The sequence below is a fragment of the Paraburkholderia sp. J67 genome (genome assembly GCF_905220265.1).
GTDB lineage: Bacteria > Pseudomonadota > Gammaproteobacteria > Burkholderiales > Burkholderiaceae > Paraburkholderia.
The window spans coordinates 28,402-44,383 of the sequence record NZ_CAJMZK010000029.1 but is presented as its reverse complement, the minus strand read 5'-3'; the positions used below and the strand labels follow the sequence as shown (position 1 = coordinate 44,383).

Annotated in this window: 14 protein-coding genes; 10 read left to right on the top strand and 4 right to left on the bottom strand. The window is 67.0% G+C overall.

All coding sequences use genetic code 11. The features are described from left to right. The first annotated feature begins 36 nt into the window (after positions 1 to 36). From U5782_RS33880 to U5782_RS33845, 8 genes are all read left to right on the top strand, one after another. Complete coding sequence (locus U5782_RS33880; protein ID WP_322048217.1) at positions 37 to 405, top strand: response regulator; 369 nt, start codon at positions 37 to 39, stop codon at positions 403 to 405. Beyond that, complete coding sequence (locus tag U5782_RS33875) at positions 398 to 1,021, top strand: chemotaxis protein CheC (protein ID WP_322048216.1); 624 nt, start codon at positions 398 to 400, stop codon at positions 1,019 to 1,021. The genes U5782_RS33880 and U5782_RS33875 overlap by 8 nt, the downstream gene beginning before the upstream one ends. Beyond that, a complete protein-coding gene (locus tag U5782_RS33870) occupies positions 1,018 to 1,974 on the top strand; it encodes a diguanylate cyclase (protein WP_322048215.1) in 957 nt (318 codons plus the stop codon). Before U5782_RS33875 ends, U5782_RS33870 begins: the two co-directional genes overlap by 4 nt. 311 nt (positions 1,975 to 2,285) lie before the next feature. Continuing rightward, positions 2,286 to 3,137, top strand: a complete 852-nt coding sequence (gene hpnD, locus U5782_RS33865) for a presqualene diphosphate synthase HpnD (RefSeq protein WP_322048214.1) — start codon at positions 2,286 to 2,288, stop codon at positions 3,135 to 3,137. Next, positions 3,137 to 4,387 (top strand): hydroxysqualene dehydroxylase HpnE, encoded by a 1,251-nt coding sequence (gene hpnE, locus U5782_RS33860; protein WP_322048213.1) that lies wholly within the window; start codon positions 3,137 to 3,139, stop codon positions 4,385 to 4,387. Before hpnD ends, hpnE begins: the two co-directional genes overlap by 1 nt. A 15-nt stretch (positions 4,388 to 4,402) precedes the next feature. Further along, on the top strand, positions 4,403 to 6,460 hold the full coding sequence (gene shc / locus U5782_RS33855) for a squalene--hopene cyclase (protein WP_322048212.1): 2,058 nt from the start codon (positions 4,403 to 4,405) through the stop codon (positions 6,458 to 6,460). Between the two features lie 17 nt (positions 6,461 to 6,477). After that, positions 6,478 to 7,185, top strand: a complete 708-nt coding sequence (locus U5782_RS33850; RefSeq protein ID WP_322048211.1) for a phosphorylase — start codon at positions 6,478 to 6,480, stop codon at positions 7,183 to 7,185. A 130-nt stretch (positions 7,186 to 7,315) separates the two neighbouring features. Beyond that, a complete protein-coding gene (locus U5782_RS33845) occupies positions 7,316 to 7,801 on the top strand; it encodes an acyl-CoA thioesterase (RefSeq protein ID WP_322048210.1) in 486 nt (161 codons plus the stop codon). A 105-nt stretch (positions 7,802 to 7,906) separates the two neighbouring features. Here U5782_RS33845 and U5782_RS33840 read toward each other — a convergent pair whose 3' ends face one another. Together U5782_RS33840 and U5782_RS33835 are read right to left on the bottom strand one after the other, a co-directional pair. Then, positions 7,907 to 8,929 (bottom strand): VacJ family lipoprotein, encoded by a 1,023-nt coding sequence (locus tag U5782_RS33840; RefSeq protein ID WP_322048209.1) that lies wholly within the window; start codon positions 8,927 to 8,929, stop codon positions 7,907 to 7,909. Next, the gene (locus tag U5782_RS33835) at positions 8,926 to 11,556 is read right to left on the bottom strand and encodes an MMPL family transporter (RefSeq protein ID WP_322048208.1); all 2,631 of its coding nucleotides are present in this window, start codon (positions 11,554 to 11,556) and stop codon (positions 8,926 to 8,928) included. Before U5782_RS33835 ends, U5782_RS33840 begins: the two co-directional genes overlap by 4 nt. 205 nt (positions 11,557 to 11,761) lie before the next feature. Here U5782_RS33835 and U5782_RS33830 point away from each other — a divergent pair, with 205 nt between their 5' ends. Continuing rightward, entirely contained in the window at positions 11,762 to 12,370 is a 609-nt protein-coding gene (locus tag U5782_RS33830) for an ABC transporter substrate-binding protein (protein ID WP_322048207.1), read from the top strand. Positions 12,371 to 12,469: 99 nt separating this feature from the next. On the opposite strand, the gene U5782_RS33825 is transcribed toward U5782_RS33830, so the two are convergent. Together U5782_RS33825 and U5782_RS33820 are read right to left on the bottom strand one after the other, a co-directional pair. Beyond that, positions 12,470 to 13,108: a response regulator transcription factor gene (locus U5782_RS33825; protein WP_322048206.1), complete on the bottom strand. Its 639-nt coding sequence runs from the start codon at positions 13,106 to 13,108 to the stop codon at positions 12,470 to 12,472. Then, complete coding sequence (locus U5782_RS33820) at positions 13,105 to 14,604, bottom strand: cache domain-containing protein (protein ID WP_322048205.1); 1,500 nt, start codon at positions 14,602 to 14,604, stop codon at positions 13,105 to 13,107. Before U5782_RS33820 ends, U5782_RS33825 begins: the two co-directional genes overlap by 4 nt. A gap of 218 nt (positions 14,605 to 14,822) precedes the next feature. On the opposite strand from U5782_RS33820, the gene U5782_RS33815 reads away from it, so the two are divergent. Next, a complete protein-coding gene (locus U5782_RS33815) occupies positions 14,823 to 15,782 on the top strand; it encodes a glycerophosphodiester phosphodiesterase family protein (RefSeq protein WP_322048204.1) in 960 nt (319 codons plus the stop codon). The last annotated feature ends 200 nt before the right edge of the window (positions 15,783 to 15,982 follow it).

Genomic DNA, 15,982 nt, shown 5'->3' with positions numbered 1-15,982 from the left:
CGCATTCCGTCTAACGCACACTCATTCTGCATATCCATGTCCTTGCCCATCGTGATCGCCGACGATTCGCTGTTAGCTCGCAAGGTGCTCACGAAGGCGCTTCCCGAGGACTGGGACGTTGAGATTTCCTACGCGACAAACGGACGAGAAGCACTGGCACACTATCGCGCCGGGCGTGCAGAGGTCATGTTTCTCGACCTCACGATGCCCGACATGACGGGCTTCCAGGTCCTCGAAGCGCTCCAGCATGAAGACCTGAATACCTTCGTGATCGTCGTTTCCGCCGATGTCCAGCCGCGCGCCCAGGAGCGCGCATTGGCGCTTGGCGCGATGGCGTTCGTGCCGAAACCGGTCAGCCAGGAAGCGCTGCTACCCATCCTGAAGGAGTACGGGTTGTATGCCTGATCGAGTGTTCACGGAACTGCAGCGCGACGCCCTGCAGGAGATCGCCAATCTCGGCATGGGCCAGGCTGCCACGCGCCTGTCCAGCTTGCTGAATGCGTTCATTGAATTGTCGGTGCCGCGTGTGCGGGTGGTCGCGGTGCGCGAGGCGGCGCAGGCGCTGCGCGAAATGACCGGCATCGACGGCCCGGTGACCGCGGTGCGCCAGGGTTTTCGCTCCGAGATCAAGGGCGAGGCGCTGGTGATCTGCCGCAGCGGCGAGATCGGCGAACTGGGCGCGCTGGTGGGTGGTCCCTTCGCGGAATCGGCCTGGGACGCGCTCACGGAACAGGAATTGATCTTCGACGTGGCGAACGTGCTGACGGGCGCGTGTGTGTCGTCGATGCTCGACCAGCTCGGCCGCCTGCCGGTCTTCACCCAGCCGGGGCTGCTCGGCGAGGCGGTCACGCTCGACGACGTGTTCCAGCCAGGCCTGCTCGCCTGGGATCTGGCGCTCCTCGTGGAAGTCAACTTCGCGCTGGAAGACCAGCGTTTTCGCGCGCATCTCGTCATGCTGATGGCCGAAGAGTCGATCTACCATGTCAGCCGCGCCATCGACGCCATGCTGCACAGCCTATGACTACCCCCGCCTCGTCGCCATCGCTCTCGGATCTCGTCGCGGAGCGCGTGGGCTTCGGCATTTTCGTGCTCGATCGCGAGATGAACGTGCTGATGTGGAACCGCTTCATGCAGGACCACAGCGGCGTGCCCGCCGAGGCCGTGATCGGTCGCCCCGTTTTCGAGCGCTTCCCCGAACTGCCGCGCGCGTGGCTCACGCGCAAGGTCGAGAGCGTGTTCCAGCTCGGCAGCTTCGCGTTCAGCTCGTGGGAGCAGCGCCCCTACCTGTTCCGCTTCGACCACGACCGGCCCATCACGGGCGGTGTGGACTACATGCAGCAGGATTGCACCTTCATGCCGCTCATGCGCGAGCGCGAGGTGATCGCCGTGTGCGTGACGATCACTGACGTCACCCACGTCAGCGTGATGCAGCGCGAGCGCGAAGAGGCCGTCGCCAAGCTGCGCGAGTACGCGGATCGTGACGGCCTGACGGGTATCGGCAACCGGCGCTATTTCGAGACGCGCCTCGCCGAGGAATTCTCGCGCTGGCAGCGTTATGGCGGCGAGATGTCGGTGCTGCTGTTCGATCTGGACCACTTCAAGAAGATCAACGACGAGTTCGGTCACGTCGCCGGCGACACGGTGCTGCGCACGATGGCGCAGCGCGTCGCGAGCGTGGTGCGCAAGGAGGACATCTTCGGGCGCTTCGGCGGCGAGGAGTTCGCCCTGCTGCTGCCGTGTACGCCGCTCGACGACGCGATGCACGTGGCCGAGAAAATCCGCCACACGATCGGCGACACGCCCGTGGATGTGCAGGGCGATGTCGTGGCCGTGACGGCGAGCGTGGGTGCCGCCTCTGCGCGGCCCGGCTCGAACGACTACGAGGTCATGATCAACGAGGCGGACGCCGCGCTCTACAGCGCCAAGCGCCAGGGGCGCAACCGCTCGGTGGTGTTGCTGCACGAGCTCAACTAACTCATCGAGCGCGACCGCGCGTGGATGCGTGACTTTCTGATTGATCGCCCCATTTGAGCGACGATGGCCGATTTTTCGCGCCGTAGGGTATCTCCCGTCCCGCCCTATGATTCGGGCCCCATTTGCGCAACGGCCCCATCTGCGGTGACCGGCAAAGGTTGATATACTTTGGGCCGTTTGCGGCCTCGGACCCTGACGGTGTTCCGACAGAGCCGCTGCCTCGCGCGTGTCCGCGCGCGCGGGCGACCCGCGACATGCGGGCCCGAATATCTGTAACGCCCCGCCGAGGGCGCCCCCCAGCGGAGATCGTCTTGGCCGTTTCCAACCTCGTCGTGGACGATACACAGCAAACCGATGCTGCCGCCGCTTCGTCGGGCAGTTCGTTTTATCTGGCGATGCGAATCCTGCCGGCTGCGCAGCGCGACGCCATGTATCAGGTCTACGCCTTTTGCCGCGCTGTCGACGACATCGCGGACAGCGACCTGCCGCGCGCCGAGCGTGCGGCGGGACTCGACCAATGGCGCGCCGACATCGACGCGTGCTATGCCGGCACGCCGCGCGCCTCGCTCGCGGCGCTCACGCGTCACATCCATACCTTCGGCCTCCAGCGCGAGGATTTCCACGCGATGATCGACGGCATGGCGATGGACGCCGCCGAAGATATCTGCGCGCCCGACGAGGACACGCTCGACCTCTACTGCGACCGCGTCGCGAGTGCGGCGGGCCGCCTGTCGGTGAGAATTTTCGGGATGGAGGACGAGCCCGGCCGCCTGCTCTCGCATCACCTCGGGCGCGCGCTGCAACTCACCAACATCCTGCGCGATATCGACGAGGACGCCGACATCCGCCGCTGCTATCTGCCGCGCGAACTGCTCGCGCGCGAAGGCATCGCGGCTACGAGTCCGCACCAGATCGCCGCCGATCCGTCGCTGCCGCGCGTGTGCGCGACGCTGGTCACGCGCGCGCTCAAGCATTTCGCCGAAGCCGACGCGATCATGGACCGCACGCCGCGCGCGCAGGTCAAGGCGCCGCGCATCATGTCCGGCGTCTATCGCGTGCTGCTCGAACGCACCGTCGAGCGCGGCTTCGACCTGCCGCGCACCAAGCTTGCCAAGCCGCGCGCACGGCTCATGTGGATCGTGGCGCGCTACGCGCTGTTCTGATGCCCCGGCTAGTCCACGTGATCGGCGCGGGTCTCGCGGGTCTCGCGGCGGCCGTCCGGTTACAGCGGCGTGGCGTGCAGGTCGCGCTACACGAAGCCGCCGGACAGGCAGGTGGACGATGCCGTTCCTGGTACGACCGCACGCTGGCGGCCACGCTCGACAGCGGCAATCATGTGGTGCTGGCGGGCCATGCCGAAACACTCGCCTACGTGCGTGCGATCGGCGCCGCCGATGCGTTGACGGGCCCGGAAGAACCGGGCTTTGCGTTCATGGATCTCGCGGCGCGCTCGCGCTGGAGCGTGCGTTTCTCGCGCTCGCGCCTGCCCCTGTGGATCGCCGATGCCAACGCCCGCGTGCCCGACACGCGCCTGACCGACTATCTCGCGGTGCTGCCGCTGCTGTTCGCGAAGCCGGGCCGCAGCATCGGCCAGATCATGCCGTGCGTCGGCCCGCTCTGGGATCGTCTGCTGCGGCCGCTCTATCTCGCCGCGCTCAACGTCGATCCGCGCGATGCCAGCGCGGAACTGGCGGGCGCGATGTTGCGCGAGGCGCTGACCATCGGCGGCGAAGCATTTCGGCCGCTCACGGCCCGCAATGGCCTGTCGAGCGCCTTCGTCGACCCGGCGCTGCGCATGCTGCAACATGGCGGCGCGGCGATCCGTCTCGAATCGCCGCTCAATGAGATCGCGTACGACGATGCGGCGCGCCGCGCCGTCGCCCTCGATTTCGACAGTGGCCAGGTGCTGCTCGGCGCCGACGAGGCCGTGGTGCTCGCAGTGCCGGCCGCCGCGGCCGCCGCACTCGTGCCGGGGTTGCAGACGCCGCAACGCCATACGGCGATCGCCACGCTGCATTTTGCCGTCGAGCCGCCGCCGGGACTGGCCACGCCGATGGTGCTGGTCAACGGCACGGCGAACTGGCTCAGCGCCAGCGCGGGCCGTCTCGTCGCGACGATCCACGATGCGGGCGCGCTGCTGCAACTCGCGCCCGACGAACTGGCCCGGCGCGTCTGGGCCGACGTAGCGGCCGCCACGTCGCTGCCGGTGGAACCGCTGCCCGCGTGGCAGATCGTCAGCGATACACAGGCGGTTTTCGCCGCCGAGCCGCAAGAAGAACTGCGCCGCCCCGCGGCGCGCACCCGCTGGAACAATGTGACGCTCGCGGGCGACTGGACAGCTACCGGTCTGCCCGCGACGATCGAAGGCGCAATCTGCTCGGGCCGCAAGGCCGCGGATCTGCTCCTGTCTTGACACCAGGATGTACCGATGAACGATCTTTCCCAGACCCTGCCGGGCGACGACCTCGCACAGGCGCGCGCTGCCGCATCGACGCTCGATGTGGCGTCCGACGTTGCGTCCGACGTTGCGCTTGATGCAGCTTCCGCCCTCGCGCTTAATGCCACGCTCGATCACGACATCGCGCGCGCGACCGACGCGATCCTCGCCGATCAGCGCGCCGACGGCCACTGGGTCTACGAACTCGAAGCCGACGCCACGATTCCCGCCGAATACGTACTGCTGGTGCACTACCTCGGCGAGGAAGCGAACCTCGAGCTCGAAGGCAAGATCGCGCGCTACCTGCGCCGCATCCAGCTGCCCGGCGGCGGCTGGCCGCTCTTCACCGACGGCGCCATGGACGTGAGCGCGAGCATCAAGGCGTACTTCGCGCTCAAGATGGTCGGCGACGCCGAAGACGCCGAGCACATGGTTCGCGCGCGCGAAGCGATCCTCGCGGCGGGCGGCGCGGAAAAGGCCAACGTGTTCACGCGTATCCTGCTCGCGCTGTTCGGCGTGGTCACCTGGTACGCCGTGCCGATGATGCCTGTCGAGATCATGCTGCTGCCCAAGTGGTTCCCGTTCCATCTCTCGAAGGTGTCGTACTGGGCGCGCACCGTGATCGTGCCGCTGCTCGTGCTGAACGCGAAGCGGCCGGTCGCGAAGAACCCGCGTGGCGTGCGCATCGACGAACTGTTCCGCAGCGCCCCCGTCAGCACCGGTCTGAACGAGCGCGCGCCGCATCAGAGCCCCGGCTGGTTCGGCCTGTTCCGCGCCGTGGACGGCGTGCTGCGCGTGGCCGATCCGCTGTTCCCGGCCTATCTGCGCCAGCGCGCGATCGACGCGGCCGTGGCCTTCGTCGACGAGCGCCTGAACGGTGAGGACGGTCTCGGCGCGATTTTCCCGGCGATGGCCAACGCCGTGATGATGTACGACGTGCTCGGTTATCCGGCCGATCATCCGCACCGCGCCATCGCGCGCCAGTCGGTCGAAAAGCTCGTCACGATTCACGCCGATGAAGCCTACGTGCAGCCCTGCCTGTCGCCCATCTGGGACACCTCGCTGGCGGCGCATGCGCTGATCGAAACCGGCGACGCGCGCGCACGCGAGGCGGCGCGCCGCGGCCTGGAATGGCTGGTGCCGCTGCAGATCCTCGACGTGCGCGGCGACTGGATCTCGCGCCGTCCCGACGTGCGTCCGGGCGGCTGGGCGTTCCAGTACGCGAACCCGCACTACCCCGACGTCGACGACACGGCTGTGGTCGTCGCCGCGATGGAGCGCGTGGACAAGCTCGACCAGACCCGCGACTTCGACGAGCCGATCGCCCGTGCGCGCGAGTGGGTGGTCGGCATGCAGAGCGGCAACGGCGGCTGGGGCGCCTTCGAGCCCGAAAACACCCACGAGTACCTGAACAACATCCCGTTCTCGGACCACGGCGCACTGCTCGATCCGCCCACCGCCGACGTCTCGGGCCGCTGCCTTTCGATGCTCGCGCAACTGGGCGAGCGGCCGGTGTCGAGCGAACCCGCGCGCCGCGCCTACAACTACATCCTCGCCGAGCAGGAAGCCGACGGCAGCTGGTACGGCCGTTGGGGCATGAACTACATCTACGGTACGTGGACGGCGCTGTGCGCGCTCAACGCCGCGGGCCTCGAACACCACGACGCGCGCATGAAGCGCGCGGCGCAGTGGCTCATCGCGATCCAGAACGACGACGGCGGCTGGGGCGAGGACGGCACGAGCTACAAGCTCGACTACCGTGGCTACGAACGTGCTACGAGCACGGCGTCGCAGACGGCGTGGGCGTTACTCGGCCTGATGGCGGCGGGCGAAGTGAATCATCCGGCGGTCGCGCGCGGCATCGCGTACCTGCAGGCGACGCAGTGCGAACACGGCCTCTGGGACGAAACGCGCTTCACGGCGACGGGCTTTCCGCGCGTGTTCTATCTGCGCTACCACGGCTATCGCAAGTTCTTCCCGCTGTGGGCGCTTGCGCGCTACCGCAACCTCAAGCGCGAGGGCTCGACGCTCGTGAAGGTCGGTCTGTGATGGCGGTGCTCGCATCCATGAAAACCAGCGGCGCGCTGCCCGTGATCGCCGTGACCGGCATGGCCTTCGAGGCCAGCATTGCGGCGGGTAAAGGCCGCGACGGCGTCGAAGCCGTCTACGCCGCACGCGCCGATCTGCTGGAGCGCGCGCTGACGGCGGCGCTGGACCGGGGCGCGTCGGGCGTGATCAGCTTTGGCACGGCGGGCGGTCTGGGGCCGGATCTGGAACCGGGCACGCTCGTGATCGCCGAGGCCGTGGACGGCCCGTTTGGCCGGGTCGAATGCGACCGGGCCTGGAGCGAGCGCCTCGCGGCGGCGCTTCAGGCGTCGCCGCTGGCGGCGCAGACGCGGCGCGGCGTCGAGGCGGCCGTGGCCGCGCCGCTCACCGGCGCGGCGGACAAGGCCGCGCTCCACCAGTCGAGCGGCGCGCTAGCCGTCGACATGGAATCGCATCTGGCCGCCGCAGCGGCGGCGGCACGCGGCCTGCCATTCGCGGTGTGCCGGGCGGTAGTCGATCCGGCCTGGCGCAGTCTGCCGAAGGCCGCGATGGCAGGCCTGCGCGATGACGGCTCGACGGCCGTGCTGCCGATCCTGCGGGAACTGGCGCGCGATCCGCTGCAACTGGGCGGCCTGCTACGCGTGGCGGCGGACGCGGGCGCGGCGCGCAAGGCGCTGACGGCCGCGCGACGCGTGCTGATCGCGTCGGGCGCGTTTTTTCCGCGCTGATTGGCGGGTCTGATTCGTCGGGAATATTGAAAACCTAGGGAAAACCCCTATATCTGGTATTATCTCAGCGTTAACCCTAGGTCCGTTGCTTTTGAGGTCCAGGGACGGATCAAGCATGGGAGTACCAGACATGAATTTTCATACCCGCAAGTGGGTCAAGCCTGAAGACCTGAACCCTAACGGCACCCTGTTCGGCGGCAGCCTGCTGCGCTGGATCGACGAAGAGGCGGCGATCTACGCGATCTGCCAGCTCGACAACCAGCGTGTCGTGACCAAGCTCATCTCGGAAGTGAACTTCGTGAGCTCGGCGCGTCAGGGCGACATCATCGAACTGGGCATTACCGCCACCGACTTCGGCCGCACCTCGATCACGCTGCGCTGCGAAGTGCGCAACAAGGTCACGCGCAAGAGCATCCTGACGATCGAAAAGATGGTGTTCGTGAACATGGGCGTTGACGGCAAGCCCGCGCCGCATGGCCGCGAGCGCATCCGCTACGCCGAGGAAGCCTACGAGCGCTATCGCCAGACCGTGCAGACGGCTGCGGACGCAACCGCCCTGGCCGTGGCGAACGAAGCCGAACGCGCTGACGCACAGGAAGACGAAGCGGTGCATTGAGCGACGCTGCTTTGCGCTGAATGAAAAACCCGGCAAGGTCGTGGACCTTGCCGGGTTTTTCGCATCTACGCCGCCCGCCAGTCAGGCGGGCGCATCACATCGCCTTCAAGGCGCCGATGCCGGTTGCGCGGTCGCAGCCGGTGCCGAAGCCGCCTTGGCCGGTACCGCACCCGAAGCCGCCTTCGGCGCGGAAGCGGCAACCGGCGCCGAAGCCGTCGCGTTTGCGGCAGCGGCACCCGTCGCCCCGGCGGCGACGCCTGCGGTGCCCGCTGCGGCAGCCGCACCTGCACCCGCGCCTACCGCGCCGGCAGCCGGCGCACCCGCCGCACTCCCCTCGCCCGGGTCCTCGTAATTCGGCAGATCGCTATTCGATTTGCCTGCACCGCCGTTGTCGTCGGTGGCGCCCGGATCGCCGTAATCCGGCAGCGGCGCATTGCTACCCTGCGAGCCGCGAATCATCGACTGGCGCTGCTGGCGGTACGCGTCGCGCACGAACGAATACTTGTCGAGCGCCGCTTGCTGGAGCAGGTCGGTCGCGCCAAGCAGATCCGAGCGCGTGCTGATGAACTGCGCGATATACATCGGGTTGCGTACGGCCGGCTCGATGTAGTTGAGCAGGTTGAACTTCACGTCCACGCCCATGCCGATGCCGTCACGGATCGAGCTCGGCCCGAACACCGGCAGCACCAGATACGGCCCCGCCGGCACGCCGTAGTGCCCCATCGTCAAACCGAAGTCCTGATGGTGCTTGGGCAGGCCTGCAGCCGTTGCGAAGTCGATCAGGCCGCCCAGACCGAAGGTCGAGTTCATCGCGAGACGCATCAGATCTTCGGTGGCGTCGGTGATCTTCAGTTGCAGCAGATCGTTGGCAAAGTTGCTGATATCTCCGAGGTTCGAGAAGAAGTTCGAAATCGCCTGGCGCATCGGCTGCGGCGTGACCTTCTGGTAACCCTTCGCGATCGGCTGCGCGATATGGGTGTCCAGCGCGTCGTTGAACTTGAAGATCGCGCGATTGGCCGGTTCGAACGGGTCGCCCGGTTTGCGGTCGGGACCTGTCGCGCAGCCTGACGTCACGAGGAGCGCCAGGCTCGCTGCCGCCATGGTGAGCGCGGCTTGTTTTTTCATCATTGATCGATCCCCTGCATTTGCGATCGTGCGCGCTTGGCGCGCGGCTTGCCCATCAGCACCGGCTGGAACACCACGGCGCCGATGAGCGTACATAACAAGGACAGCGCAAGCAGTTTACCCATGCTCGACGTGCCCGGATGGTGCGAAAGCCACAGGCTGCCGAACGCCGTGGCGGTGGTCGCGGCCGAGAACAGCACCGCGTGTGTGAGGCTGGAGTGCAGCAGGCCGGTCTGCCCCGCGCGCCAGGCCATCACGAAATAGATTTTGAACGCGACGCCGACGCCCAGCATCAGGGGAAGCGCGATGATGTTGGCGAAATTGAGTTGGATACCGAACACAACGCACAACTCAAGCGTCACGAGCGCCGATACCAGCAGAGGAATCAGCGTGCGCAGCACGTCGCCGAAATGGCGCAGCGTGATCCACAGCAGCGCCGTGATGAGCAGCACCGACCAGCCCGCCGCCTGCAGGAACGCCAGGATGATCACGTTGGCCGAATGCAGGATCGAGATCGGCCCGCCAATGGCGCCGGGCTCCGCCTTCTTCACCGCGTGCGAGAAGCGCGCAAGCATGACGTCGTCGTTCGGATCGACGCCTGCCGGCACGCGCGGCGCGACATCGACAATCGCCTGCCCTGTGACCGACGACACCCAGTCGCCCACCATCTCGGGCGGCAGATTTTCGCGCGTGATTTCCGACGGTTGCAGCAGACGTTCGAGCTGTGCGAAGGCGAGCTTGAGCGGCAGGCTGAAGGCGGTTTCGGCCTTGTCGCGCACGGCGGGACTCGCGGCCGCGAGCTTCATGAGGCCATCGGACAGATGCTTGGCTTCGGCGGCGCCCGGACCCGGATGATCGCCCGCCGCGAGCGCGAGCTGATTGGCCGCGCGCTTGAGCGTGTCCACGCGCACGGCGTCCGTGACGGGCGAGGAAGGCTGTTGCGTGAGCGCGGGCATGAGCTGCTGCGAGGCGCTCGCGATCAGCATGAGCTTCTGTTGCTGGTCCGTGGGGATCAGCGAGCTGAGCGTGGTCGCGCGGCCCACTTCGGGCAGCTTCGCGAGGTTCGCCGCGATCTTGTCCGCATCGGCGAGCGTGGGCGCGAGCACGCTCACGTCGTTGATCGAGATGACGGGGGAATTCTTCAGCGCGATCAGCGTGGCCATCGACTCCGTATGCGGGTCCTTCAGATGCAGCGGATTGAAGTCGAAGCGCAGGAAGTACAGCAGCGGCGATGCGCCCACCACGAGGATGAGCGTGCCGATCAGCACCGGCTTGCGATGCTCCGCGAGCCACGTGTCGACCGGCGCGAGAAACGCGAAGCCCGGCGAGGCGCGTTCGCCGCGCGGCTTGAACACGCTGATGAGCGCGGGCAGCAGCGTCATGTTCGCGACGTAGGCGACGAACATGCCCACGCCCGCGATCTGGCCGAGCTCCGAGAGACCCTTGTAGGCGGTCGGCAGGAACGAAAAGAAGCTCTCCGCCACGGCAATGGCCGCGAGCGTGAGCGGCACGCCGATCAGCCGCGCGGTCTTGAGCAGCGCGACGTCTAGCCGGTCGTCCTGGAAGCGCTCCTCGCGATACTTCACGCCGAACTGCACGCCGAAGTCCACGCCCAGTCCCACGAACAGCACCATGAAGGCCACCGAGAGCATGTTGAACGAGCCGATCATCGCCAGACCGAGCGCCGCCGTGACGGCGAGACCGACCACGAGCGTGATAAGCACCGCGCCGATCAGGCGGCCCGAGCGCAGCGCCAGCCAGAGGATCAGCAGCACGACGAGCGCCGTGATCGCGCCATTGAGCGCGGCGCCGTCCTGCACCGACGCGAACTCTTCGTCGGCAAGCGGCTGCTCGCCGGTCAGGCGCACGCGCGCGCCGTATTCGGTGTCCAGATGGAGCGACGCGGCGGTGTCGCGGATCGCCTGCGAGGCGCTCGCGCCGGCCTTGAGCGCGGCGAAATTGAGCACCGGCTGAACGGTCACGAAGGAGAACGCGGGTTTCGTCGCGGCATCCTTGTCCACCAGTGCGCGCCACGAGAACGCGGCGGGCTGGCCGGCGAGCACCTGATCGACCGTGGAGGCGGCGCTGCCGAGCAGGCTCGCCATCTGCGGCAGCTTCACCTGGCCGATCGTGAGCGGCAGTTGCAGCGTGGTCGTGAGCGTGCCCGCGAGGCCCGCGAGACTCGGATCCTTCGCGAGCTGGTTGATGAGCGGGCGCGCCTGCACGAGCTGGCCCGTGGTCGACAGCACCGTGGGCGTGGACGGGAACAGCAGGCCGTTATGTTCGAAGAACGGGCCGCCAGCGGGCTGCGAGATCGCGCTAAATTCGCGCTTGTCCTGCCTGAGGGCGTCGGCGAGCTTGTCGGCGGCGGCGTCCGCGAGTTCGGGCGCTTGCGCCTCGACCACCACCAGCAGCGAGCTGCTGCGTTGCGGGAAGGCCTTGTCCTTGGCGTCGCCCAGCGCGGCCCATTCGGCGGTGTTCTCGACGAGGCCGCTGATGTCCGTGTTGATCTTGAAATGCTTCGCGACGTAGACGCCGCTCAGCACGGCGAGCGCGAGTGCGAGTGTGATGACCCACGCCGCGCGGCGCACAGACCAGGCGACGAGGTGGATGATGAATGGCTTCAGCATAAAGGCGAGGGGGCCTTGTCGTTTAACTATTCTTGATTGAAGCGCTCAAGTATACCGGCCTCGCTCCACGAGGCGTGCCTCGCGCACACGAGCGAACGCAGTAAAGCCGTTATACTGGCCCAGCCGGGGCGCGATCGCAGTGGGCGTTGCACCGCAACCCGCCCCATCCCGCCGGCATCCGATATTCACTGTTCCAAAAACGCGTATGAAACGTTATCTGACCGCATTTCTCGCCGCCGCCGTCCTGTCCGGCGTTTCGGGTGCTGCTTTCGCCCAGTCGTCGCCGGACGCTGTCGTCAAGGCTGCCGTGGAAGGCACCGTGAAGGCGATGCAAGCCGACCCGCAGGCTCGCGGCGGCGACATGAACAAGATCACGGAAGTGGTCGAAACCCATTTCGTGCCGGCCACCGATTTCCAGCGCACCACGCGCATCGCGATCGGCAAGGCGTGGACCACGGCCACGCCCGAGCAGCAGCAAAAGTTGTACGAGCAATTTCAACTCCTGCTTGTGAAGACCTATGCATCGTCGCTTGCGCAACTGCGTGACACCCAGGTCAACTTCAAGTTCGTGCCGTCCAGCACGGGCGCAGCCGCGAAGGACACCGTGGTGCAATCGCACGTGCTGAGCAACGGCGGCGACGACGCCATCGATTACCGCCTCGAGCGCTCCAGCAACGGCTGGAAGATCTACGACATCAACATGATGGGTGCGTGGCTGATCCAGGTCTATCAGACCCAGTTCGCCGACCAGATCGCCAAGGGCGGCATCGACGGCCTCATCAAGTTCCTCGTCGATCACAACGCACGCAGCTAAACCAGCTTAGGCGTTCAGCCAGATTTCGCACGGCGCGTGCTCGCAAGAGACGCGCCGTGTGTGTTTTTGCGGCTGAGGTTGTGGTTCTTCCTTGTGCGCTTACTTCCTGCGGTTCTCCACCGCGAACTTGATCAACTCCGCCTGACCGTCGATATCGAGCTTGCGCTTGAGGTTGAGCCGGTGCGTCTCGACCGTGCGCACGGAGAGCCCCGCGCGCTGCGCGATCTGCTTGCTCGAAAGCCCTTCGGCGAGCGCATCGAGAATGTCGCGTTCGCGCGGCGTGAGCCGCTCGATCGGGGTCTCCTTGAGCGAGGCCTGGAATACGCGGGCGCCCAGCCCCGCGCTGAAGAACGTCTGCCCCGCCAGCACGGCCTCGATCGCGCGCACGATCTCCGCACCCGGCGAATCCTTGAGCACATAACCGCTCGCGCCCGCGCGCAGCGCCTGCGTCACATATTCCACGTTGTCGTGCATCGACAGCATCAGCACGCGGATGGCCGGAAAGCGTTCGTGAAAGATGCCCGCGAGCGCGATGCCGTTCATGCCGGCCATGCCGACATCCATCAGCGCGAGATCGGGTTCGAGCGTGGCGGCCAATGCGATGGCTTCGTCGGCGTTGCCGGCCTCGCCCGCGACTTCGAGGCCCGGCACGGCTTCGAGCCGCGCGCGCAAGCCGTCGCGCACGAGCGGATGATCGTCGACGAGCACGAGGCGCGCCGCTTTGTCTGGTTCGGTCATGGTGTCTCTATGGGCTTCTGTGTGGCGTTCTGGCTTGTCGCGCTGTGGGCCTGGATCGGCACCCAGGCGGTCAGAATCGTGTGGCCAGGGCGCGAGCTGATGCTGAGCTGTCCGCCCAGCGGTTCCAGCCGCTCGCGCATGTTACGCAGGCCCATGCCCGCGCGCGGATCGGCTTGCGCTTGCGCGACGTCGAAGCCGCGCCCGTTATCGGCGATGGCGAGCGTCACGCCGTCGCGCGCGATGTCGAGCGTGAGCATCGCGCGGCGCGCCTGGGCGTGCTTCACGATGTTGGTGAGCGCTTCCTGTGCGATGCGAAACAGGACGGTGTTCACGGCGTCAGGCAAGGGCGCGGCGTGCGGGAGCGCGTTGGCGCTGCCCTCGCCCGTCTGCGTGAAGCCGAACGCCATGTCCGATTCGTCGGCGAGTTCGCGCGTGAGTTGTTCGAGCGCGGCGGCAAGGCCCAGATCGTCGAGCATCGCCGGGCGCAGCGCGTGCGAGATGCGGCGCACTTCGCGCAGCGTATCGGACAAACGCGTGAGGCCGGTCGACAGCGACGCCTCGGCGGCGGGCACGCGGGATTCGCCGCGCTCGAAGCGCGCGAGCGCCGATTCGAGCAGCAACTTCGCGGAGACCAGCATCTGGCTGATGCCGTCGTGAAGCTCGCGCGAAAGGCGCGCGCGCTCCTGCTCCTGCGACTCCACGACCTGTTGCGCGAGCCGCTTGAGCTTGGCGTCGGTGCTGCGGTACTCGCTCACGTTGAGCACGAGCGCGCCGAGCGCGAACACGCCCACACCCGCGAGCGCGATCACGCCGAGCCATTGCAGCGTGCGCTCGATATTGGCCGAGGCGCGTTCGTCGATATGGGCGAGCGTGGAATCGACATCGTCGAGATAGATGCCCGTGCCGACCATCCAGCCCCAGCGCGGCAGCGCCACCACATAGCCGAGCTTGGGCGCGAGCTTGCCCGTCGAGGGCCGATGCCACATGTAGCGCACGTAGCCGCCGCCGTGCTGCGCCGCGGTCACGAGTTGCTGGATGGTGAGCGAGCCTTGCGGATCGCGCAGATTCCACAGATCGTGGCCGACGAGACCCGGCTCGCGCGGATGCATGAGCGAGCGGCCGTGCATGTCGTAGACGAAGAAATAACCGTCGGGGCCGAAGTCCATTTTTTGCAGCACGGCGAGCGCGGCGCGCTGGCGGGCGGCATCGTCGGCGGGGGCGCGGGTTGCGCCGCTGGCCGCGCCGCTTGCTGCTGCCTCATCGGGTGCGTAGAGCGGCGCGATCGCGCTCGTCGCGAGTTCGACGTAATGGCGCAGCTCGATCTCCTTGCTCGACAGATAAGCAGCCTGCATGGTTGCGTGCTGCGTCTGCGCGAGCGAGGTCGCCTGCTGCCGCACGCCGATGCCGATGCTGGCGATCGCGGCGAGAAATGGCACGACCGCGAGCAGGAAGATTTTCGTCTTCAGGCGATCGTTGAAGAAAAATGGGGCAGGCATGGCGGCGTTCGGGTGCTGAGTGTGCAAGCATAACCGGGCGCGCGCGTTGGGGTGGGCCGGGGATGAGGGGCGCCGCGGCCTTGGCGCGATGCCTGTGCGCGCAACGATCTCGCGTTTGCGCAGGATCGATTTATCGAGATCGCCGGGCCGCGATGACGGCGATACTGTTCGCGTCTTCTGAAGCGTCCTGTTTTGCAGCGCCTTTTATTGAACCAATCATGATTCGAACGATGCGTTTGCGTGCCCTCGTGAGTGTTTCGATGGCCCTATGGCTTGCCGCATGTGCGGGCGAACGCGTATCGCCAGACGCTGCGCAGCAACCGGCCGCGCAAACCGTGCCGCTCGTCATCGCGCATCGCGGCGGCACGGGCGATGCGCCCGAGAACACGCTCGTCGCGATCCGCGCGGCGCTCGCGAATCACGCCGACGCGATCTGGCTGACCGTGCAATTGAGCCGCGATGGGGTGCCGGTCCTCTATCGCCCCGCCGATCTTTCCACGCTCACCGATGCACACGGCCCAGTCGCTTCCATGACTGCTGCGCAACTTGCGCGCGTCAACGCAGGCTGGCAGTACGAGGCCCAGGGCGCGTGGCCCTATCGAAAAGCGCCCGTCGGCATTCCGACGCTCGCCGAGGCGCTGGCCGCGATTCCCGTCGATATCCCCGTGATTCTCGACATGAAGGCGCTGCCCGCAGCGCCGCAAGCGGCCGCTGTGGCGCGCGTGCTGGATGAGGCCGATGCATGGCAACGCGTGCTGCTCTATTCGACTGAGGCGGCTTATCAGCAAGCCTTTGCAGCGTTTCCACGCGCACGCGTGTTCGAGTCGCGCGACGCGACGCGCGGGCGTCTCGCCACCGTCGCGCTCGCTCATGTTTGCGAAGCCGCGCCGCCCGCCGGCACGTGGACCGCCTTCGAATGGCGCCGCGCGCTCGATCTGAGCGAACGCTTCACGCTGGGCGAAGCGCATTCGAAAGTCGCCGATGCGCAACTGTGGTCGCAACCCGCAGTCGCGTGCTTCCGTACGCATCCGGACGTGCATATCGTCGCGATTGCCGTGAACAGTGCGCCCGACTACCACGCGGCGGCCTGTGCGGGCGTGGATGCCGTGCTGGCGGATTCGCCGCGCCAGATGACGCCGGTGCGCGACGCCTTGCGGCGAGGCTATCGCTGCCCTTGAGCGCAGGGTGTTCACGATGGTCTACGTAAAACTACGCAGAGGCCTTACGTAGTTGTCCGGTTGTGGCAGGCGAAGCGAAAGCGAATACTTAGCGCCCATAGCGTGCTGCCACTGTGCGCCACGCGCCGCGCCGTCTTTGACTAGTATGAAGAACGGCCGGTCGCCCCCGGATTTCCGATGTCAGGGGGCACGAGACCACC